The 23,476-nt window shown below is 47.2% G+C and carries 9 protein-coding genes; 1 reads left to right on the top strand and 8 read right to left on the bottom strand.

Annotated elements, in window-relative coordinates; translation table 11 throughout:
* Position 1: 1 nt before the first annotated feature.
* From ABWY16_RS21045 to ABWY16_RS21080, 8 genes are all read right to left on the bottom strand, one after another.
* Positions 2-6,292: a glycosyl hydrolase family 28-related protein gene (locus ABWY16_RS21045; RefSeq protein WP_353906636.1), complete on the bottom strand. Its 6,291-nt coding sequence runs from the start codon at positions 6,290-6,292 to the stop codon at positions 2-4.
* Between the two features lie 17 nt (positions 6,293-6,309).
* Positions 6,310-7,614: an alpha/beta hydrolase family protein gene (locus ABWY16_RS21050; RefSeq protein ID WP_353906637.1), complete on the bottom strand. Its 1,305-nt coding sequence runs from the start codon at positions 7,612-7,614 to the stop codon at positions 6,310-6,312.
* Positions 7,568-9,061 (bottom strand): sialate O-acetylesterase, encoded by a 1,494-nt coding sequence (locus ABWY16_RS21055; protein WP_353906638.1) that lies wholly within the window; start codon positions 9,059-9,061, stop codon positions 7,568-7,570. The genes ABWY16_RS21050 and ABWY16_RS21055 overlap by 47 nt, the downstream gene beginning before the upstream one ends.
* Positions 9,062-9,129: 68 nt before the next feature.
* Complete coding sequence (locus tag ABWY16_RS21060; RefSeq protein WP_353906639.1) at positions 9,130-10,641, bottom strand: RagB/SusD family nutrient uptake outer membrane protein; 1,512 nt, start codon at positions 10,639-10,641, stop codon at positions 9,130-9,132.
* Between the two features lie 17 nt (positions 10,642-10,658).
* Positions 10,659-13,583, bottom strand: a complete 2,925-nt coding sequence (locus ABWY16_RS21065) for a SusC/RagA family TonB-linked outer membrane protein (RefSeq protein ID WP_353906640.1) — start codon at positions 13,581-13,583, stop codon at positions 10,659-10,661.
* A gap of 24 nt (positions 13,584-13,607) precedes the next feature.
* Positions 13,608-14,516, bottom strand: a complete 909-nt coding sequence (locus ABWY16_RS21070) for a hypothetical protein (RefSeq protein ID WP_353906641.1) — start codon at positions 14,514-14,516, stop codon at positions 13,608-13,610.
* 9 nt (positions 14,517-14,525) lie between these two features.
* Positions 14,526-16,010 (bottom strand): RagB/SusD family nutrient uptake outer membrane protein, encoded by a 1,485-nt coding sequence (locus ABWY16_RS21075; RefSeq protein ID WP_353906642.1) that lies wholly within the window; start codon positions 16,008-16,010, stop codon positions 14,526-14,528.
* Between the two features lie 18 nt (positions 16,011-16,028).
* The gene (locus ABWY16_RS21080; RefSeq protein WP_353906643.1) at positions 16,029-19,247 is read right to left on the bottom strand and encodes a SusC/RagA family TonB-linked outer membrane protein; all 3,219 of its coding nucleotides are present in this window, start codon (positions 19,245-19,247) and stop codon (positions 16,029-16,031) included.
* Between the two features lie 422 nt (positions 19,248-19,669).
* Here ABWY16_RS21080 and ABWY16_RS21085 point away from each other — a divergent pair, with 422 nt between their 5' ends.
* Positions 19,670-23,473, top strand: a complete 3,804-nt coding sequence (locus ABWY16_RS21085; RefSeq protein ID WP_353906644.1) for a glycosyl hydrolase family 28-related protein — start codon at positions 19,670-19,672, stop codon at positions 23,471-23,473.
* Positions 23,474-23,476: the final 3 nt, after the last annotated feature.

Here is a 23,476-nt window from a genome sequence, read left to right on the forward strand (position 1 = left end):
GTTATTTTTTGTTTATAGGATAGATTAAGACTGGCATTTCATCTTCTTTAAAAGGATTGTATTCAGGAAATCCGTTCTCATGGTTCTCGGTATCTCTCCTGAAACCCTCTCCGCCTTTGGGCGCCCAGTTGATAAAACTTTTGGGGTCAGTTGTGGCAAGGGGACTGTAACTACTTTCCCCATTACCGTTTATTGCGGTAACCCGATACTCATATATCAGTCCTGATGACGGTTTCTGATCTGCAAAAAATGTGTCTGCACCTTCGTAAATTTTATTAAAATCAGATTTAACTGCCTTTGTTCTGCGGTATAACCTGTAAGATCCTGCACCAAGAATGCTCCCCCAGCTGAGTTTTACCTGTGAACTGTTCAGATCCAGTAGCAGACCTTCAGGTGCGTGAGGCGGCTGGCCGGTAATATATGCAGGATAGGCATCAGAGGGCTCACTGTCCCCTCCCTTTCCCTGTGCAATTACACGCAGATGGATCTTGCTGTTGTTTTTCAGATCAGCGACTGATGCTGTAACCCCTTTAAGCTGATCCCCTACAGTTTCCCAGTTTAGTTCTCCGTCTTTGCTCAGCTCCATTCGGTAGCTATCTGCACCGGCAACCTGGTTCCATTTCAGCAGCACCTGCTGATTGCCAATGATGGTAGTTGTGATTTCTGGTGCTGCCGGTCTTACACCGGCATTGCTCCAGGTCCAGGTATGTTTTCCCGATGGAAAAGAAAAGCTTCTGCGCGTTTCATGGCTCTTTGTTCCCGGAGACTCATCACTCAGCTTCTCTCCATCAAGATAAAAGCTGAGTTTTGGGTTACCAACTGTAAAAACCACCTTCTCTGGGGCCTGGCTCTGAAAGGTACCAGTATAACCGGAAAGCATGCTTTGCATACTTATGCCGGCTTTGTTTTCAGCGGCAAGCTCAATTTTAAGCCCGGGAACACTGAGTTCAGAGCCCTCAAATAAAGCGGCAGAAGTTATCCCTTTCCGCATCTGAATGATACCTGCCTTTCCTTTAAAACTCAGGCCATCATTTGCAAAGCGGAGTGCTTTCAGAGCCCTGAAAACCAGATCAGTCTCACCCTCATTCTTGAGGATAATGCAGCCAAAATCAGTTTTTTTTACCCTGATTTCCGGCTTGTGCGTAACGACAGTTAAGAAACTACCTTTTCCATCATAATACCTGCCTTTGGTAGGCATTACAGCTGGATCAGTATGGTAATTACTTTTTGATGGCAGCAGGTTTGCATCGGAGGCGGGGGCCCCTGGCGTCACCTGATGGATATACGGGAATTCATCATTAGCACCCACAAACCAGGAAAACCTGCCCTCTGTTTTTTCATCCGGTACTTCATCAAATACAGCAATGTAATCTGCGGCCGACTGCAGAACACTCCGTGAATGATACGCTCCGGAAATCTCCTTATTGCCCCTGATACTGGCGAACTGCGCAAAGCCAAAATCATACAGGGGTTCAGTAAGATCATTGCGGCCAACACTCCTGTAGGCACCTATAGAGCGGTAGCCTCCCGGTTTTTTTACACCAAAGTTGCTGATCCTTTCGGTATCTCCAAAGGGGCCGTCGCCAACATCTTCGGCACCGTTGTGGCTGTATCTCTTCCCCCCGGCATAATAATAAATCACTCCATTGCCCCCCATTGCCGCCCTCCCCCAGCGGTAATTCGGGCCTTCATCAATCTGCTGCAGGTTCACATACATTTCATCTTTGGTACCAAAAGCACTTCGCAGTATAAAACCATACCCGGTAAACTTGGCAGACTTCAGTCTGGGATTGCTGCCTTTGTTGTTTTCCCATTCTCCGCTTAGCAGATCTCTCCATGCTTTATTCTTTTCCTTTGTACTTTCAAAGGGTTTGTCCCCGGCTCTTGTGAACCAAAGCAGGTGTTCACTCAGCAGCGGATCATAATAGGTCAGTTCCTGTCCCAGTACACGCAGCACATCTGGTGGTCCATCTTCCCCCGAACGTGCATGCGCGCCCTGAGGAGGATACACTCTTTTATTATCCAGCTTAGTCAGGGGAGAACTCACTGCGTTTAGCAGCCAGTTGCCCAGCATAGAAACGCCTGGCTGAAGCATCCTGTTCTTGCCATCGAAATGGTGCTGCAGTAAATAATTTGTACGCGCTGCAGGAGTTAATGCTGCCCAGGTATATGTCGCCAGATTTTCTGTCCACCTGCCTCCCAGAGATCCCCATGCAGGCACATCAGGACGGATATGGTAATTGAAGTTCAGCTGCACTACTTTTCCAAAATGATCTGCCATCTGAGCGGCTTCAGGATGTTTCGGAAAGAGAAATGCTGCGAGGCCGGTTACGCCTTTGATATCTGATAAAAAGTTTGGATGCCCGCTCAACAGGTTGCGCACAGGCATCAGCGCCTCATCCCGATAGAGATAACTCACAAATAAATACCAGCTCCTCAGCTTTTGGTATTGTGACACTGACATTTTCCCCGCATTAAGGTCAAAAGCCGGCACAATCTGATCGTAATATATCCGGGAACTTACCGGATTGGGACCATTGATCCTTTCTGAACCGCTGCGAATAATCCCCAGTTGATCTGACAAAGATGATTCAAGTGAGGCCACCGTTAAATTCTTTGCAGCGTTTTCAGGTTTAAAGAACCGGGGATATCCGGTTTCGGGGGCATCATAATTCAGGATCCAGTTTTTAACTTTATCCAGCGGGATCCAGCCATACCAGCGCCTGAGCTCATCTATGTACGCCAGTGACTGGTTGCCGCCATGATTCTGCTCTCTCTCATTTCCATACGCTGCCAATGCAGTTGAACGTGTACCTGTAACCATTGGAAAGGTATAATCCAAAATAGAGTTATTCCAGTGAAAACTGATGCTAAGGTCTTTTTTGGAAGCCCAGAGCGCATACTTTCCGTCATTCCATTTTTCATTGGCCTTAATGAACAGGCCAATTGTTGTATTTTCCCTTTCGCTACGGAAAGCTGCTGAAGGCATGCGCCACCAGGAGAGCCAGTTGTCATAGGGAGATATCCGGAAAGGAAGCAATCCCTCTTTTCCATTCTGCTGATCAGAAGGAAATTCAGGATGCTGATGGGCAGTCCCATTCAATTTCCGCCCTTCCATAGGTTCCCAGATCATGCTTTCAGACTGGATTTGTTTTTTACCAGGCTGCTCCACACGGGTAGAAACATAACGACCCTCTGGTCTGATCCCATCCCAAACCATCTTCCAGGAAAGCCCTTCACCGGGGTTAAAACCCTTCATTTCTTCTTCCAGTTCTGCAAACTCCATTCCGGCAGTTAGTTTTACCAGCACATTATACTGCCTGTCAGCATCAAAAGTGTAGCTGATCCGGAAAACTGCATGGACCGGCCCGGCCGATAATGCGTCCACTTTAATTTCCTTTACCGGCAATGCAGGGATTTCACCATGACCAAGCCAGTTAACAGTATTGCCATAGCGTCTGATGGCTGCCGTCATTTTTTTTCCCGGATGAGCTGGAATCTCGATCCTGATCTTTCCGTTAGTGATCTGATAAACATCAGCAGTTTGAGTGACGTGTACTACAGCACCTGCAGCCTTTACTTTCTTCGTTGCAGGAAGGAGTTCAAATGTCTTTGTGCTTCCGGAAGGAAGATCAGACAGAAAGCTTAATATTGCTTTTTTACCTGTCTGATCAGATCGGGAGCCTGCAGTTTCACTGAGCTGAAAAGGAACCTGCCGGCCTGAACTTTTTTCTATGAGCATCCGAGGCTGTTGAAGTGCCCCTTCAGTCCCAAAATCCAGCTCATATTGCAGCAGACTCAGCGGCCATGAAAATGCCGGATGGACGAGATGATCTTTCAGCACAATAGTTGGACTTTCAGTTATACCTTCTTTTAAAAATACAGTTCCTGCCGCTTTTGTAAGGGGTGTTGGGACATCTTTAACAACTGCATCTTTGACGATCGTTTGGCCAATAGGGCCATACAGCCGGTAACCAATGTCAGTATTCACTGCCTTATTTTTTTCGAATATGGTGCCGATCACTCCGGTTACTCCGGGCTTTATACTATCTGCAGCATTTTTGGGGAGCACCTCATTGAAATAACCTTCAGCCCGCACAAAGCTCCCACTGTTTGGCTGATGGGCCTGCACAAGATTCCTTCTGATTTCAACACCTATACTACCGGCACCGAAAAGCGTATCTGGTTTTGTCCCAAGCGCCAGAACATTACATATAAATGCCGGGCGCAAACCGTTGGTATTTATAACCTGATTGTCGGTCACAGAAACATTCCAGCTTAGATTGTAGCGCCCCATGATCAGTCGCTGGTCGGAGCGGATATAAATCCCTTCTGAGTTATTCAGTTGATTTCCTGTAATAGCAACATCGGTACTGCCACAATAGAACCAGATGCCTCTGTTGTTATTTTCAAGTATATTGTCTTTTACCAGCCAGTCTTCTGCAGACCAGTGCATGATAGCATAGCGGCTGGTCGCGTCAGGTATTACATCCCAATGGCGGGTTAGCTGTAAAGTATTTTTAGTGTTGCTTTTGAAATGTCGCCACTGGCCCATTCCCCTGCCATATACAATGGCCACGGCGTCTGATGAACTCAACGAAGGCGTTTTGATCTGCCCCCACTGCTGATTGCTGTCTGTGAGCGTATTTGCGGTTGCCGCACTTACTTTACCAACAAACATTTGTTCAGGGTTACCCCCCTGGCTGAGTATGGTTTCACCCTGGTTGAGATCGGGAATAGCTTTTCCTTCCACATCAAGCCGGTTGTTCATCACCACTATATCCTGTGCAAAATCTATGTTAAAACCACCGGTTTCACCTTTAGGATTAATCAGGTCGCCCAGCCGGGTAATGTGGTTGTTTTCAATGATCCCGTTAAAACTGTCATTAAATCCAAAACGCCCCGCCGCGTAACGCAGGCGGTTATTGCGCACTACGAAGTTTGTAGAGCCTGTACAATGCCACAGCCATGGCCATGTGATACGGGCTTTGCTATCGAAATCACAATCAGTAATAATCATACGGTCTACATAAGCCCATGATAATCCCCAGGCGACGGAAAAGTCAAAACGGCAGTTTGCGGCAAAGAATCTGGAACCGGAACCGCCTGGTTTTTTAACCGGCGGCGGCATGGTTTTTAAACTGTGCCGCCATAACCCGCTCGTGTTTACGTTTTGCAGGCAGAGCTGATATAAACCGCTTAGGGTGGTATTAACCGGCCATAAAATAGCCACTCCTTCTGTAGTGGCATTTGGCCAGCCATCCTTACCTATAGGATCAGGATATGGCGGAGGAGTTCCAAAACCGTATTGAATAAAAGTTTTCTGATCCCCCTCTCCCTTTAAGACTACCCGTGATCTCATGATTAAACCGCTCCCTGAAGGGATATCAAGTTTATATTTGCCTTCAGGAAAATAAACGACCCCGCCACCGTTCCTGCTGGCCAGGTCAATTGCCTGCTGAATCGCCTGCCGGTCGTTTGTCTCTCCATCGCCTTTGGCTTTGAGCTGCAGGCGGGGATCTGATCTTACATTGTAGATATTTTTATAGAAAGTAAATTCTGTTCCCCAGGGTACCTTTAAACCAAAGGGATCGGCGGCAGCAGCCATTCCTGTCATCAGCTCCTCTGCTGTGCTCTCTGCCTCGGCAATGCCGCTTCCGTTTCCGTTGCTCAGCACCAGCTGATAGCGACTGCCCGGCATTATAGCAGCTGGTGCAATCACGTTTAGTACAAAAGGATCACCTCCAGTAACCCTTGCTGGAAATGATTCGCGGGTTTTAACCTCTACAAATCGTACCACTGGAATAAAACCCTTCAATCTGAGGTTGCGCCCAAAAATCCGGAATGCCTGTCCGGGCATAATCTGATCGTACTCTATCGTTACCCCCCTCGCCCTGTTTAAAAACACAGGTTTGCTCCAGGCCCTTCCTCCCATTGTTCTTTTTACCCAAACGGCAATTAAAACGCCTGCTTTAAAAGCAGGTTTATCCGGGATCAGGGCAGATAGATTATATTCCGAAGCGCTCAGGACCTTCAATTTGACTGTAGGTTTCAGTAATTTTACCTTTCCGGAGACTACTGTGCACCACAATTCAGCACCAGCACCAAAACCTGCCCCCTGAACACCAAAGACTTCAGCCCGTCCGGCAGTTTCATTACTGTTAAAAATTACGGGCGAAAATTTGGCTGCAGCAAATTGTGCAAAGGCATGCAGACAACATACCCATACCAGGACGGCCATTGTAGCGGATTTGAGGATTAAGCTTCTTATCAATTTGATCTTCGTATTCATTGAGTTCTATCAATCTATTAATTTTCCCGGATCAGGCTCGAAACAGACACTGTATCTTTCCCAAGCTTTGGGTTATTATCTGTAATCAGCACATACCAGTTGAGTTTTCCTGTCATAGGAATAATGCCCTGAAAACCCTTTCCTGAGGGTTCTGCTTCAATAAACGACCATTTTCTTTCTGTCCAGAGTGGCTGATCGTCAGGATTGGTATAATAGATCCTGGATGACAGCAGATGGGCTGTGCCAGTTACGCGGTAACTGATGCAGGTTCCGCCAGCTGTTAATCTTTCAATTTTTCCCGGGATTACTTTCGGCAATGGAGTGCCTCCCTTCAGGTACTGATTAAAAAAGGGAATCATCAGCGCACTGCCCGGATATTTCATCTGGTGATTGTCATTGGGCGAATAAAATTGATGAACAGGGCCTTTCATCAGGGCCAGGGTAGCCTGTACAGCCATCCAGGACCAGTGCCTGTCGTTAGATGCTGTTGCAATTAAATAAGGCTTGGTGATCTGACGTGCCCTTTTTCCGGGATCAAGGTATTTAAGCCATTCTGTCCTTTCAGCTTCAGAAAGCCGTTCAATATGCTGCTTTTCATATGTCCCCAACAGGAAATTGCCGGAGCCATATGCAGCATACGTAGCTGCTATATCCTTATCCAGCAGGCTTGCCGTCATGGTTGCCGTATAGCCGCCCCAGGACGAACCGGCGATAGCGATCCTGCGTTTATCTACATCAGGCTGTGCCCGGAGCAGGTAAAAAGACTGCACTGCAGCCAATACTGCATCAAACAGCCCGCTGTAAGTTGCATCTGGTTTTGCAGCAATCTTAGCTCTTGAGTCGGGAAAGTTGCTCCTGGTGTTTTTACCTTTGCCGGCTATGGCCGGAATATCCAGTACCAGTGAAACGTAGCCTTCTTTTGCAGAAGAGATTGCGGCCGGAATATCCGCATTGCCGCCCCCGCCATGCAAACGTACTATTGCCGGATACGGGCCCGTTCCGGCAGGATGCACGATCGCTGCGTACACCAGCACGGGCATCGGGCCATTAAGCCCCTGAATGACCCTGGATTGAAAAACCAGCCGGTGAATCCTTAGTCCTTCGGCTGTCGTTTCTGTACCCAAATCTTCCGCTATTAATGGTGGCTTGCCGGTCAGGTAAGGTAAAAAGGGATCCTGCCCGAAGGCAGTGCTTGCGGCAAAAAGCAGCAGGATAAATATAATTTTCATGAGCAGATTGATTTCGGCATGTAAAACAAAAGCTGTTGATTCTGGATTACTGACTATCAGTCCTGAACGGTGAAGCCGGAAGGTCATGTTCATTGTACAGGTTTACATCCGGCGAATTGGCCCAGCCATATCTTACTGCAACAGGCGCAGCAACATCAGGACTGTACACTACCAATCTGTTTCCCTGAATTTCAACTTTTGCCGGTACAAATTTTTTATCGGCACCTGCTATCACAAATCCTTTTAATCCATCACCTTTAGCAACAAGCTTTTTCTGATGGCTGAAAGTTAAAATAGCTTTAGCATCTCTAACCACCATGGATTGGTAAACCGGACCAGAGTATTCTATTTTTTCCCGGTATGCCAGTGCCCTTGCTGCCAGTGCCAGTCTTGCACCTACAGGCTGTTTTAAAGTTGGATGAATATCTTCCGCATTTCCGCAATCTGTGGTGACCACCATTGCAGTATTTGGTGTTTTCTGCCAGGTGAGTAACTGTGCCTCACGGATTTCGGGGCTTATACCGTTAAATGGCGCGATCTGCACGAAGAGAAAGGGAAAATCGCCCTGTCCCCATCCCGATCTCCAGTCGGCAATCAGTGCAGGGAACAATGACTGATATTCTTTTGCCCGGGAGCTGTTGGCTTCGCCCTGGTACCAGATCACACCCCGGATGGCATAAGGCTGCAAAGGTTCAATCATCCCGTAAAAATGTCCGCCTACGTTCCCGGACTCTTTTGGGTTCTGTGGTGGTGTTGGTTTCCGTGGAGCCGGCTTATTCTCTTTTTTTGCGGCTCCGGCCTCAGTAGTATATTTCTCCAGCAGCACAGGCTCCTCCCGTTTATATTTTTCAAGTCTGGCAGGGTATGTAGCTACCTGGTTATCATAAGTACCCAGGATATTTTGCAGCGCAGGATTGCTCTCCAGCGCCGGACGGCTCAGCCAGTATTCTGCAGGCGTTCCCCCTACAGAAGAAGAAATCACACCTATTGGCACATTCAATTCTTTGTAGAGGTCACGTGCAAAAAAATACCCCACTGCAGTAAAGTTCTTCATCAGTTCCGGCGAACAGGGCTGCCAGGTACTTTTGATGTCCTCAACATTCTCCCTCGCCACTTTATTGGGCACATAGTACAAGCGGATCTGAGGATAATTTGCATTTTTGATTTCCTCCGCGCCGTTATAGATTGCAGGGCTGAGCCTGTAGGCCATGTTCGACTGACCGCCGCATACCCAAACTTCGCCTATCAGGATGTCGGTCAGCGTAACCGTATTGTCTCCTTTGATGACCATGTTAAATGGCCCGCCGGCTTTCAATGGCTTTATTTTCACCATCCATTTGCCTCCTTTGGCTATAGTCTCGGCCCTCTGTCCGGCAAAATCAACACTCACCTTTTCGCCATCCCTGGCTGTGCCCCATACCGGCAGCACCTGGTTTCGCTGTAATACCCCGTGGCTGCTGAAGAGGCTGTTGGGAACGACTTCGGCCGCTGCCGAAAAAATACAACTCGTGATTGCAGTAATAGCTGCAACTAATTTCAAACATTTCATTTTAATATAGATTAGGTAGGTTTTTAAATTGAATAAGCTCTTTAGGCTGGGTTTATAATTTAATCCGGGTTCTGTACAATATTTGGACTCGACCTGATCTCTGCATCCGGAATCTTAAACAGCAGTTTATTGCTGTTCCAGGCTTCAGGTGCAACACCGGCACGGCTTCCAGGGCCAATGTTTGCACGCATGCGGCGCAGGTTATGCAGCCGGTCGCCCTCAAAAGCAAGCTCACGTATACGTTCTTTTTTCACTTCGCCCAGGATCGTAGCAGCATTGATCGTTATGGTAGTAGCCGGTACATATGCCGGAATGGCCCGGTCGCGCAGCACATTCAGGTCCGCTACTGCAGCTGCATGTGCCGCAGGATCTGCAACAGCATTCATCGCATTGATTTCTGCCCTGTCCAGTATCAGTTCGGCAGAACGGATAACCGGTATATTCTCCAATAACCTGTCATATTTCCTGGAATAGCTCTTCACACCCACAGTAGTGATCAGCCCAACTTTCCGGGCATCCGTGACGCCAAAAACAGCATCCGCCAGAAAAGCATTGCTGATTGACAGATGGGGCTCTACCACTGCAGTCCTGAGGTACTTCCTGCTGATGGCACCATTTACAGGGGCAGCAACCACGCTTACAAAATCAAAAATCGTTTCTGTGGAGAGCGTGGTTCCGGTACTTGAAGTATTAAAGGGAGTAAGCACATTTGCGGCAGCCTGTGCAGCATTGATCGGACCAGTAAGCGGACTGCGGGACAAGGGATAGGTCTGTATAGTTCCCGGCACAGCACCAATAACCTTATTGATTTCTGTCATTGCATTCTGGTAGTCATTCATCTGGAAATATACACGGGCCAGGATAGCCGCAGCAGCATAATTGCTTGCCCTTCCCCGCCGTGAAAGATCGTTTCCTGAAGGGATAAGCGTTTCTGCAGCTTTCAGGTCAGTGATGATCTGGAGATAAACTGCTTCAACCGTTGCACGTGCTTCGTCTTTCAGTTCGTCTATATTGGTGACATTGATAGCAGGTTTAACCCTTAAAACGATACCACTGTTTGTCGAACCTGAATTGTATCCATACTGATGACCGTAAAAACGGACCATCTCAAAATAAGCCAGGGCACGGATAAAACGCGACTCCCCTTCAATTCTGTCTCTGTTAAAATCAGAGAATTCCGGATCCTTTTCTTTGGTCACCAGCTTATTCTCTATGGCATAGATTACCAGATTTGCATTCTGAATTGCTGTATAACCCAGTTTCCAGCTCTGCGCATACTGCGCCTGAGCCATATTGCGGTCGTAAAGCAGCTTATAGGGGTCGGCCGGCAGGTTTTCTATCACATTGATGTCCACATGATCGGCAAGGACTTCCGGGAAGATACGCCAGTATCCAGCCAAAGCATTGTCGTTCGCTACAGCACTATATGCACCATAGAGTAAATTATCCAGGTCACGGCTGGTGTTCAGCACTGCTTCTGTAGTGAGTGTGGAATGATCAGGACCATCCAGTTTTTTACATCCTGCAAGCAGCACAGTGATCAGCAGGATGTATATGATATTCTGTTTCATTTTTCTTCGCTTAAGGATTAAAAACTGAGGTTAAACCCAGCGGCGAATGTGCGCAGCTGGGGTACATCCATATAAGTAATTCCCTGGTTCAGGTTGCGGTCCAGGCTGGTACTGTAATTGCCTGATACTTCGGGATCCCATCCTTTGAATTCGGTAATGGTAAAAAGGTTCTGGGCAGAAACATACAGCCTGGCATCCTTCAGAAATCTGATCTTTTTTATATATTTCCTAAACGAATAACCCAGGGTGATATTCTTCATTCTCAGGTAAGAGGCATCGTGGAGGAAACGGGTGGTATTGCTTGTGGCAACAGGATCATTATAAACCAAACGCGGAGAACTTGCAGCTGTGTTCTGCGGCGTCCAGCGGCTCAGGGCCGTTTCCCGTAAATTGTTATTCCCTCTAAGGTAACTCAGGTAACGCTCCCCCTCATCCAGCACATAATTTCCATACGAAAATGTCACTAAAGCACTCAGGTCAAAATTTTTATAGTTTAGCGTATTATTTAATCCTCCAAAGAATTTTGGTGCCGAAGGTTTGTCATACTGAGGTTTACGGGCGGCATCAATTTGCGCAGCGCTTATGGCAGGTACTTTGTTCCCGGTTAAATCGTAGATCATTTCCCTGCCTGTAGCGGCATCCACACCTGCATATTCAGCAAGGTAAAACGTCCCCAAAGGGCGGCCTTGTACCGTAATTATATTTTTGTTGTAGCTCAGTTGTTCAGAAGTGATGCCACCAAGTTTCAGTACCTTGTTAGCATTGCGGGCGACCGACAGCGAGCTGTTCCACTGGATAATCCTTCCCGTGATATTTTTACTGGAAATGCTCAGTTCAACACCTCTGTTCCGTAATGCACCCGCATTGAGCAGTAAACCCTGCTGGCTTACCCCTACAGATAAGGGTGCATCATAACTTAAGATCAGGTTTCTGGTTACTTTATCATAAAAATCTACTGTGCCCGAAATACGGTTTTTGAGCAAACCGTAGTCCAGTCCTATGTCCAGCTGGGTTTGTTTCTCAGGTTTTAGCGCAGGGCTGCCTAAACTCTGCATTTGTATGCCTGACTGGAGCAGGTAACGGGAGTTGGAGTTGAGAGACCAGCGTTCAACCGAAGAGTAATTTCCAATTCCGGAGTTTCCGCTTTGTCCGTAACTGGCACGGATTTTCAGCATGCTGATCGTCTTATTCTGCTTTAAAAATGTTTCATCAGAAAGGATCCATCCAGCAGAAACCGCCGGGAAAGTGACAAATTTATTGTCGGCCCCAAAGCGTGATGACCCATCAGTCCGCAGGGTGGCGCCCAATAGGTATTTATTTTTAAATGCGTAGTTGACATTCGCAAAAAAACCAAGAAAGGCATAAGTATTGGCTACCAGGGCAAGTCCTGTAGTTTGGTTTTTATAGGCGGCAGCACTGGGTTCCCTGGTAAAATCATTGGCATATCCTTCACCTTCCCCAAAAAACTCAGGATTTTCATTATAAATATATTCAGCACCTGCAATCGCCGTAATGCGGTGATCGCCCTGATTCTTTTTAAAGTTCAAAGTACTATGGCCTGTAATTAGGTTATTGGAATATTTCTCGTATCCGGCGTAGGCTGTTGGAAAACCTTCCCTTCCTGTTCCAGAGCCGACTGAACCATTGCGCAGCCGTTTAGACAGGTAGTTGGCACGGGTCTGGTAATACTGTTCCAGCGCCGCATCAGTTACAAAACTGAGCATTTCACTGATCTTATAGTTGAAATTTGCTGCCAGGAAGAACCTGCGCGTGTGCTCTTCGTTGTAATATTCTTTTTTACTCTGATAAGAGGCAACATTGTTTCCGGGTATATTGAACGCTACAGGATCTCTGGGATAGAAATAAGTTCCATCGGCATTGTAAAGCGGGATGACTGGCAGGTTGCTTTGTGCAGCATTAAACCCGCCCCCCAGACTGTAGCCAACGGGCATTACACTGTGGTTGATGTAATTGATTCCCAGATTGACACCAAGGCTGAGCCTCCTGCTGATCTGGTTGCTTACATTCATCCTGGCGGTGTAACGCGTTTGGTTGTTTCCCCTTAACACACCTTCTTCATCGCGGTAGGAACCCGACAGATAAAAATAGGTTTTATCACTTCCTGATGCCAATGACAAATTCATCTGTTTCAGTGCCCCGCTGTTCAGGATCTGATCCATATTATTGATATTGGTTGCAGAGGCGAGGCTTCTGGTTAAACCAGTTATTACCGGCAGCGGTCCCTGTCCGGTCTGCCCGCTGTTTAGCCATGCTTCATCCAGTAAGGACAGGTATCGTGGTCCGTCGAGACTGTTGATCCGGTTTGTCACGCTGGTTACGCCCTGGGAATAGTCAAAGTTGATATCAGTTTTATCTTTCTGACCTCTTTTGGTGGTAATCAGGATCACACCATTCGCACCTCGCGCACCATACATTGCAGTAGATGCAGCGTCCTTCAACACATCTACAGACTGGATATCTGCAATATTGAAATCGCTGAGCGGGTTGTACTGTGCACCCCAACCGCCAGCCAGCCCCTGGTCTGCCACTTCACGGGGCCCTGCAAAAACAGGGATGCCATCAAGCACATACAGGGGTTCAGTTTCTGCAAAAATGGATGAGGTTCCGCGGATCCGCATGATGGTTTCGCTGCCTGGTGTGCCGTTGGACTGGATCACATGGAGGCCGGGTATGAGTCCCTGCAGCGAACTTTCCACATTCGGAACGATCAGGTTTTTAAGCTGAGTACCGGATACAGAACTGATGGCACCGGAGATCAGCCTTTTTGGCTGCGCTATATAACCGGTCTGCACCAACTGACTATCCCTGTTGAGGGCAGTTATACCAAGCTGCTTTAGCGGTACCATCTTGCTTTTTACCTGTGCGAAGGCATTCAGGGAGATCACCGTCAGGATTAAAAAACTAAATAATTTTCTTATCATGGGAATATTTTTATCATTAATGCTTTATTTTTTTATCTCCGCTTCCAGGAATTCATTGTTCATGTCTATGGAACTGGCAGTAGTAGCGGCAGATGTTGCAGAGGGAATTTTCTTCAGGGATATCCCCGCATAACTGAATACCCCGCCGCGGTTGATTTTAGCTATGTAAAAAGTACCTGCAACCAGGAGTCCTGTTCCGGTTGCCGGCACGCCCCCCAGTGTTGAAGCACCGTTAAACTCATTGGCCGCTGCAATACTGGCATAAGCAGCAGCATATTGGGCAACAGCATTGTACTGTGCCAAAGTAGCCAGTTTGAATTTTGTACCATTGCCGCTTGTGAAACCGCTCAGCACGGTAAAGCGCTGATTGGTGATGTTATTGGTGACCGTAAAAGTGGCTGCCAGCAGGTCTTTTGTTGCATCAGGAGCGGCAGCCGGTACACCGGTACTGCTCAGCAGGTCTAGTCCGCTGAACTTAAAAAAAGAAGCTGCCCCAGGATTGTACAAACGCGCACGGCGCTCTCCCAGGCTTACCATCTTTACGGTATACTCACTTTCGTACGACTGGCTCGCCGTAGAAGCTGTAAACTTGAATTTCATTTCCGCAGTAGTCGCCGCAGCAGCCGGAGGAAGGGCATATTCAAATACACCGAAACCCGGTGTAAATTCCGCTGGCTGGCTTAAATCCGGATAGGCCGGCAGGGCAACGTAATCTGTAGTATTTGGAAATTTAAAGCGGAGGCCGAATCTGGTGACCGGCTCAGTAGTTTTAACCCTTACCTTAAATGTCGCGATGGAGCCCGGTAAGGCTTCCTGGTAGGCTCTGATGGGATTAAATTCAATGCCCTTTGCGGAAATTGCAACCTCATCTTTTTTACATGCTGTGAAACAGCAGGATCCCCAAAGCAATACTATATATGATAGATATTTCATAATCAGCGTTTAATAGTTATTTACCAATAATGGGTTTTTGTCCTGCTCAATCAGCAGATACTTAAATACGGTTTCAAGTCCATCCCATGGCAATAATGCTGTGGCAGATCTGTCCCCTGCCGGGATAGGCAGTTTCAGCCTTTTTAAATTCCAGAAACGGTCACCTTCGAAACACAGTTCCCTGATTCGTTCAATTCGGATGGAATCCAGGAGTGCCGGCTGGCTTATGCCTTCTGAAAGGGCAGGGATAAATGCGCGGGCACGTACCAGGTTACAATCTTTAACAGCATTGCTCACACTGTTGTCCATAGCATAGATTTCCGCCCTGTCGAGCAGCATTTCCGCAGAGCGGATAATAGGAATATTCATATTGTCCTTTGATGAATACTTGATCGGCATGAGCTCGCCCGTGGTCATCACACTAAATAATTTTGCCCTCCGCTGGTCTGCCCCGAAGAACCGGGCGTTCAGCTTGAATGCATTACTTGCCAAACCATTAACATTGGTAGGGATAGTAGTTGGCCGGGAATACAGTGCAGTATTCCCGTTAAACCAGAAAGAGTTTAATCCTATACCGGTAACGGATGCAGTGCTCTGGTAGATAATCTCGGGACTGATATCGTTAGGGCCCGTGGTAGAGAATGTCTGCAGGACATCTGCATCCAGGGCATGGCCTGAAACTGCTCCTGGTGTTGCGCCCATAAGCCTGTCGATCGCCCCCTTTGCAGCCGCATAATTCTGCTGCTGAAAATAAACCTTTGCAAGGTAACCCCGGGCAGCATCCCTGTATGCCCTTCCATTATATCCGGAGGGATGCACACCGGCATTATACTGATCAGGCAGCAAGCTCTCTGCTTTGGCAAGGTCATCCAGAATAAAGGCATAAACTTCTGATACCCTGGACCGGGCCTTCACCTGGCTCACCCGGTCATCTACAGGTTCCAGGTTGATGATAATACCCGGGTGTGAATTGTCTGATGTGGCGCCCCAGGGTTTTGAAAAAAACCTCAGCAGCTCAAAGTTAGCCACGCCACGCAGGAAATAACATTCACCCATGATCCGGTCTTTGTTTGCAGCAAACGTTGGATCTCCTGCTGCTACATCATTTTTCGCTGCGCGAAGAATCAGGCTGGCGAAATTGATGCAATTGTACATCTCGCGCTGTTTTATATTGTTGACTCCCCTGGGATCGGTACCACTGATCTGCTCTTCAGCCGCAGCACTCAGGTTGCGGTTGTAAAAATTCAGGTAATTATTGAGTGTACCTTTATAGAATAACTCATCAGACATCAGCTCTGTCCAGAGCGTCATATTGGTACCAATGTTGCTGTGCAACAGGAAATATGCATAGCTGAGGCCGGCATCAATAGATTCAGTGGATGACAGTGCCGCCGATTCTACTGCCACAAAGTTGGGCACGATATCGAGTTTTTTTTCGCAGCCCCAGAAGGTCAGTGCGGGGAGCGCTAATATGAAGAACAATATTTTTTTCATCGTCAGTTCTTTTAAATTTTAAAATCCAATGTTTAGCCCTACCGTCAGTGTTTTCGACTGCGGCACTACGTTTCTGATGATCCCGTATCCCAGATTTCTTTCACGGTAGTTTGTCTGTATGGTTACAGACTCGGGGTCTATTCCTTTAAATCTGGTTAAGAGGAAGAGGTTCTGGCCGGTGATATTTACCCTGGCTGCTTTCAGTTTCAGTCTTGACAACAGGCTTGGCGGAAGCGTATAACTGAACTGAACGTTCTTCAGCCTGATGTAGGAAGCATCAGAAAGAAAGCGTGTAGTATTCCTGTTGCGCAGGATATTGTTTACCGGATCGTTGTAATAAACCTTAGGTATATCTGTCACCTGACCGGGGGTAGTCCACCTGTCCAGAATAGATACCGGCAGGTTGCCTAAAAAGATATTGGGTACGGTAGAATTATTTGCCACACTGATATTCCCTACATAACTCATCACCCGTTCGCCGGCATCCAGCAGATAGTTCCCCACGCGGTAGGAGAAAAATACACTCAGGCTAAAACCCTTGTAATCAAAGTTATTTCCCAGTCCGCCATAATATTTGGGAGCCGGGGATTTATCATACTGTGGTTTGCGGGCAGCATTCAACTGCTGCGCATTAAGGGTGCTGGCCAATACAGTATTACCATCTTTATCATGGATCAGTTCCCCCCCGGTCGCAGGATCAACCCCGGCAGATTCTACAAGAAAATATACGGGCGCATTTTTACCTACATACAACTGCACATCTCCTGATGCTGCAGATACAGTATTCGGATCAATACCTCCTAAACTGGTGATCCTGGTAATATTATGAGAGATATTGAAACTTGTCTGCCACCTGAACTTGCCTTTGAGGATAGTTGCGTTCAGCGCAAGTTCAATCCCTTCGTTATATAGGGATCCGCGGTTTTCCAGAAAGGTCTGGTCGCCCGCCGCTGAATTGTAGCCGAAAGTTAGCGGGGCCGGAATAGAGAGCAGCATCTCTTTGGTTGTGTTCTTATAATAATCAACTGTCGTTGAAAAACGGCTGTTCAGCAACTGCATATCGATACCGGCATCGTATTTAATACCCTTTTCCCAATGCAGATTTGCATTTGCAGGCTGCAAGGGTACGTTACCGATATTACCCATATAGCCGATGAAGGGATTGCCGCTCTGCCAGGTGGTTTTCGATGAATTGTTCCCGATGCCCCCGGCATTACCTGTTAAGCCGAAACTTCCGCGGATCTTCAGAAAACTGATTACTTTATTCCCTTTCAGAAAGCTTTCATCTGAGGCTATCCAGCCTGCCGATACTGCCGGGAAGGTTCCATACCGTTTATTTTCCCCAAACCTTGAATTGCCATCACGGTTAACCACAAGGGACATCAGGTACCGCTTTTTATAGGCATATTGCGCACGTAAAAAGTAACCCAGGTTTGCATTGATATCTCCCTGAACACCTGTTTGTATGTTGGGGTCAAGCCTTGCGGCCTGAGAAGGATAAATGAAGTTGGAGTTGGGTACATTATCACCATACATCGCTTCATAGTAGGTAGCGTTGGATGAAAAGCGCATACCCAGCACCGCATCCAGGGTATGTTTTTTACCAAAATCCTTTTTGTAAGTCAGGTAGTCCTCCATGGAATTGATGTACCCGTAAGAGTTCTGCTGCTGCAGCCGGGAGGTCTGGTCGTTGGCAAAGGGACTGATGCTTACATCATTGGCCACCCTCAGGAGTCCTGCGATATAGGTAGGTGCCAGCTGGTTAAAATCTTCGCGCTGGAAAATGGTTTTGAATTTGAGATTTTTGGTGATATCTGCCTCCAGGTATAAAGACTCAGAGATACGGGTACGTTTGTTATCACCTGTAAACAGGCTCCGGTCCTGGTATGCGATCGGGTTTGTCCAGGGATTGAAATAAGTACCATCAGCATTGTAAAGCGGATAGATCGGGAGGTTGGTACTGAGTGCTGCTCCGTATCCTCCCAGGTTAATGGTATTGCTGGAACCCAGTCTTTTCTCTTTGTTGAAGGAGGGGGTCACACTGAGACCTACCCTGATGTATTTACTTATATTGTGGTCTAAGTTCAGTTTAAAGTTATACTGTTTCATCCCTGTACCTTTTATCGTGGCCACATTTTCCCGGTAGGTACCGCTCAGGTAATATTTGGTTTTGTCTGAGCCATTGGATGCCGAGAGGGTAACTTCACGAAATACACCGGTCTGCAGTACATTGTCAAAAGGATCAATATCAGTGGTATCTGCCCTGCCGCGTGTAAAGTTTGTAATTGCCGGCATAGGCGTTGCAGGTAGTGGCAGATTAATATTGGATGGTGTACTGTAAAAGGTATTCCGGTAGGACTCGTCAAGGATCTCCAATAACTGAGGGCCGTTCAGCAGTTCTTTTACTTTTGACATCCTGCTGTAACCGGTAATATAATTGACATTGAATGAAGTTTTTCCTGCTTTCCCGCGTTTTGTTGTGATCAGTATAACCCCTCCACTTCCCCTCGCGCCATAAATGGCAGTTGCGGCAGCATCCTTTAAAACTTCTACAGATTCAATATCATTTGGGTTGATATCAGTCATGACGTTGGTCTGGCTGCTGCCGGCATCAAATCCGTTATTGAGCGGGGCATCCCCGTCAACCCCTCCGCCTGTAAATACCGGCACCCCGTCTACCACATACAACGGACCGGCGCTGCCATTAATAGTGTTCAGTCCGCGGATCCTGACGTTAACGGCTGATCCGGGCACTCCGTTGGACTCATACATTTCCACACCCGCCATCCGCCCCTGCAGGGCAGACTGAAAGGTATTGACATTATATAAAGCAATGTCTTCTGCCTTTACACTGGAAATAGATCCGGTAATATTTTTCTTCTCCTGACTTCCGTATCCGATGACCACAACTTCATTCAGTCCACTCTGAACAGTTCTCAGGGAGATATTAATCAGTGGCCTGGCATTGATGGCTACTTCGGCACTTTCGTAGCCAATATGCGTAAATACCAGGATTCCATTGCCATTGGGTACGGTAATCCTGTAATTACCGCCAGCATCTGTCACCACTACGTTCTGGGTACCCTTGAGGCGTACATTAACACCAGAGACAGGAGTACCGTCATCTGCTTTGACAATACCTTTTACCACCAGCTGAGGTACTGCAGAAAATGCCTTCAGACCAGCAGTGCAAAGTAAGAAGATCATTATGGCGGATAAGTAACTTTTTGCTTTCATATACAATTTGCTTGCTCTCTGTGAAACATTAACTCGTAATTGACAATGAAAGATGTCTGAAAAAACTGCCTGTGTTATGCAGCACCGGCACCTGCAGGAACGATTTTCCGGACAAGGGATAAATGGTTCCCAAAACTCTTTTGAGCGGGTTAATCATACAGTTTATTTTTAATTTGGTTAGTAGGTCAAATGTATACAGATGGCTATTTATTCTCTTATACTGTAGTAACAATCTTATATACTATCCTCACCAGCATGGGTTTTGAGCCCAATGTCCCATATTTGCCGGCAGCGCTCAGTTCCGCTTTCAGCGTCCCGCTACCCCTGATTTTACAGCTGTAGTATATGACTTTGCAATACCCGTATATCCATTTAAAAAATCAAATATTTAATTTTGGTTAAACCAGATACAGATCAGAAGAATGACAAAAACAATCCTTATAATCATCACTGCACTTCTGCAGGCTGCCTTAACCACCAATGCCCAGCCTGTGATTTTTAACCACAGCGAAACTATCCGTCCCGGAGAAACTTTTAGCTTACAGGGTCACGATTTTGGTCCTGCACCGGTAGTCTGGCTGAACATTGTTACGGCAGATAAAAAGGGAACCGGCACAGCTGATAGTACATCGCTGCATCCCGGTACCAGGTTGGTGCCTACTCAGTTTTCAATCAATTATGCTGCAGTAAAGCTCCCGGCAGGTACGCCTCAGGGACTGTATGCGGTGGAGATCTCAAACGGTACCCTATTCAGCAAGCCCATTTTCATTAACGCTGCGAGACCTGTGGTTTCAGCATTTAATGAAATCCAGCCCGGAACAACATTCAGCATCTATGGCCGGAACCTGTCTTTCAAAAACGGTCATACCAGGGTTACATTTATACCCAATGACCATTGCCTCGGCCCACAGTCTGCCCCGGCATCCGGATCTGAATTTGAAATCCAGGTTACCGCACCCAAAAACCTGGTTCCGGGGGCGGTTTATAAGCTCAGTGTGAACAATGGATTTGGTGGAAAATATGGCGAAGGTGTCCTGGAAGATTCAGTTACCGTGATCAAACCTGCTGCTGATCCCTTTGCGCTGAATGTGCCCTGGGCCGCAGCTTTCGATTTCAGTAACAACATATATAATGTAAAAACTGACCCGCGTTTGAAAATTAAAGCCAGAGGCGATGGGCAAAGCAATGACCGTGCGGCATTACAGGAGGCTATCGACCTGGCCGCAGTAAGTGGTGGCGTGGTTTATCTTCCGGCAGGAAATTATAAATTGATTTATACCAATGGCAGCGGCCTCACTATGCGGTCCCGCGTGGTGATGAGGGGCGACGGGCCAGCGCATACAAGAGTTCTTTACGGCTACGGGATGCCCTTCTCCACCGAACGCGTAAAAGCAGCATATGGCTGGACACTGGGCTGGCCTGACAGCCGCAGCGAGGGCATGGGAATGGTCTGGCCGGGTGGTATAAGTACCAGCGCAGTCATGGATTTAACCTTTAAAAATGTAAATGAAAGCGGCAGTTTCCTCCACACAATTAAAAATATGCCTGAAGGAGGTTCCAGACTGGCCTTCAAAAACTGTCATTTTGATCTGTCCGGTGGCTGGGGCATGGCAATGGTAAATGTAAACCAGCTGCTCCTTACCGGATGCGTTTTTAAAAGCAGCAGCCTTGATGTCAGAAATATCAATGCCCCTACCCGTACATGGCCCTGGGACTTAAAAAATTCCCATAACCTGACCTTCAGTAATAATACTATTTTTTATGCTGCCGGCAGGTTTGGCGCAAATGGTTGTCACCATGCTGTTTTCAAAGACAATACATTCATCCGTGACGGCGATCATCAGTCGCAGGGCGAAACCGGCGGATTGAGTCTCGACTATACCAGCCAGGTAGTTATTGCCGCCAATACTTTTAAAGTAACCGGGGCTTCTGTTAAAAATGCCAACCAGGGCGAAACCATTTTGAGCCAGGGCGGCAACGCACATCAGCAAAATGCAGGGTTGGTAAGCCGGGCAAGCCCATCCAGCATCACTGATGTTAGAAAAGAATTCCAGGACCTGACAGACAGGATAAGTACCGACTGGCAATATGCGGTACATCCCGCTAATTATACCATAGCGATTGTCAGCGGCAGAGGTACGGGGCAGCAGCGCCTGATTACAGGCAACAACGACACTACTATTCAGATTGCCAAAGCATGGGATGTGATTCCTGATGGCGGCAGTAAATATGTAGTTACGCAATGGTCGGCACAGCATATGTTGATCCTGGATAACGTATTGAAGGATAATAACCGTGGAATCTGGTTCTATTCTGGCGGAGACGATGTGGTCATCAGCGGCAATCAGCTGATTAACTCTGAAGGAATCTATATCCGTGCAGACCAGCGGCTGAATACAAACAGGTACAACCTGACCTCCAATATGTATATCAGTAATAATAAGGTAATCAATACTGATGGGAAAAGACAGGCTTACATTGCCATATGGCTGGCCAAGAATAAAACAGAACCTTTATTTGGTACAGGAACGCAGGGTGTGGAAATCAAAAATAACGCCTTACAGGCATTTGAACCTAATTTAACCAAAGGCAGCCTGCTCAATCGTGAAGCCTTTTTTAATGATGGCTCTGAAACGGATACAAATCTGTTATATCCCGGTATTCTGGGAACCATCTTTGAAAACAACACTGCTATTCATGTAGAAAACCCCTATCAGACAGGCAAGGTAGCAGCACATACAACTATTATTACCAGACAGCCCCTTTCACATCTAAACCAGTTTTCTCAGGAAAATGCAGAAAAACAGGCACTGCAAAAATATGAGACTGCCAACAAACCTCTGGACTCAATGCGTATGCCCTCTCCTGCAGTAAACGAAGCACTTTTCGGTGCACACCTTAGCCGCAGTGCAACACTGCTTCAAACCAGCAGCCGCGAACGCCATAACCGCGTTAACATTCTCATCTACGGGCAATCCATCGTTGCCAGTTCGGGCTTTAATGAGGAAGTCAAAACAATCCTGAACAAGAAATTTCCGGAGGCAGATATCCATATAGAAAACCGGGCAATAGGCGGTTTTACAGCAGATCATCTGGTACGTACTGCCGTGCATGATTTATATCCTGCCTATGCCGACCTCATCATTTTCCATGTCTATGGCGGTGAAAGAACAGGCGAGCTGGAAGAGATATTCAGCAATGTACGCCGGTATACCACATCGGATGTGTTATTGATGAACCACCATATAAATGCTGCACAAACCAAATCTGAGGAGAACCAGGCGAATTACCTCAGGTATATTGCAAGCCGCTATGACCTCGAGCTGGCCGATATAGCCCGTGATTGGCCGCAATACCTGTCTGAAAATCACTTGAAACCAACAGACCTGCTCCGGGATGGTGTACACCCAAACCGTAACGGCAACTGGCTGCTGGCAAGACTGGTATGCAGGCATATCTGTTATAACCCTCTTTTTCCTGCAGTTTGGTACAAAAATGTGCGGCGTTATGAAGCAGTGACGGCTTTAGATCAAGGGTTACCAAATCCGATTACGCTGAGCGGAAAAGACTGGCGAACAGACAATGGAGCGATTGTCAGCATTTCCAAAGAAAGCACTTTAAAGTTCCGTTTTACCGGCAACAGGGTTGATATCAACTGGGGACATCCTATACAATTGAAAACAGCCGGCAGTATAAAATTACTGCTGGATGGAAAGCCGGTTCAAATCAGCAACACCGTCTTTGTACTTACCCGGCCCAGCACAGGCGCCGGTACCTGGTGGCCGGCAATCCGGCAGGTGAGTTATGTTAAACCGCTGATCAGTGAAGACTGGAAACTGAAAGTTTATGAGATCAGTGCTGATAGTACGGTCTTTAAATATCATGTCAGCGGATCCGTAACCGGTGCCGATGGGGATGGTATCAGTACGGAACTTTTTATATCCAGATCAGGAAGGGTAGTGATCCGGCCGGACGACATTATGTTTACACGCATCAGAAAGACTTTTAGGGTTGCTACCCCGAATGGCTTCGAAGTAATGTGGTCGGCAATACCACTTTACCAGCCTGTATACCGGGCAAGCCTCGGCAGCGACAGGTCCAAAGAGTACCAGACCACCTTACTTCAGGGTATCAGCAACGGCCCGCACACCCTGGAAATCATTCCTGCTGGTGACGGACCGGTGCCTGTTGCATCATTTGAAGTTTTTGAACCGCCTTTAAAATAAGCA

Source organism: Pedobacter sp. (assembly GCF_040513095.1).
In the GTDB taxonomy this organism is placed as follows: Bacteria; Bacteroidota; Bacteroidia; order Sphingobacteriales; family Sphingobacteriaceae; genus Pedobacter.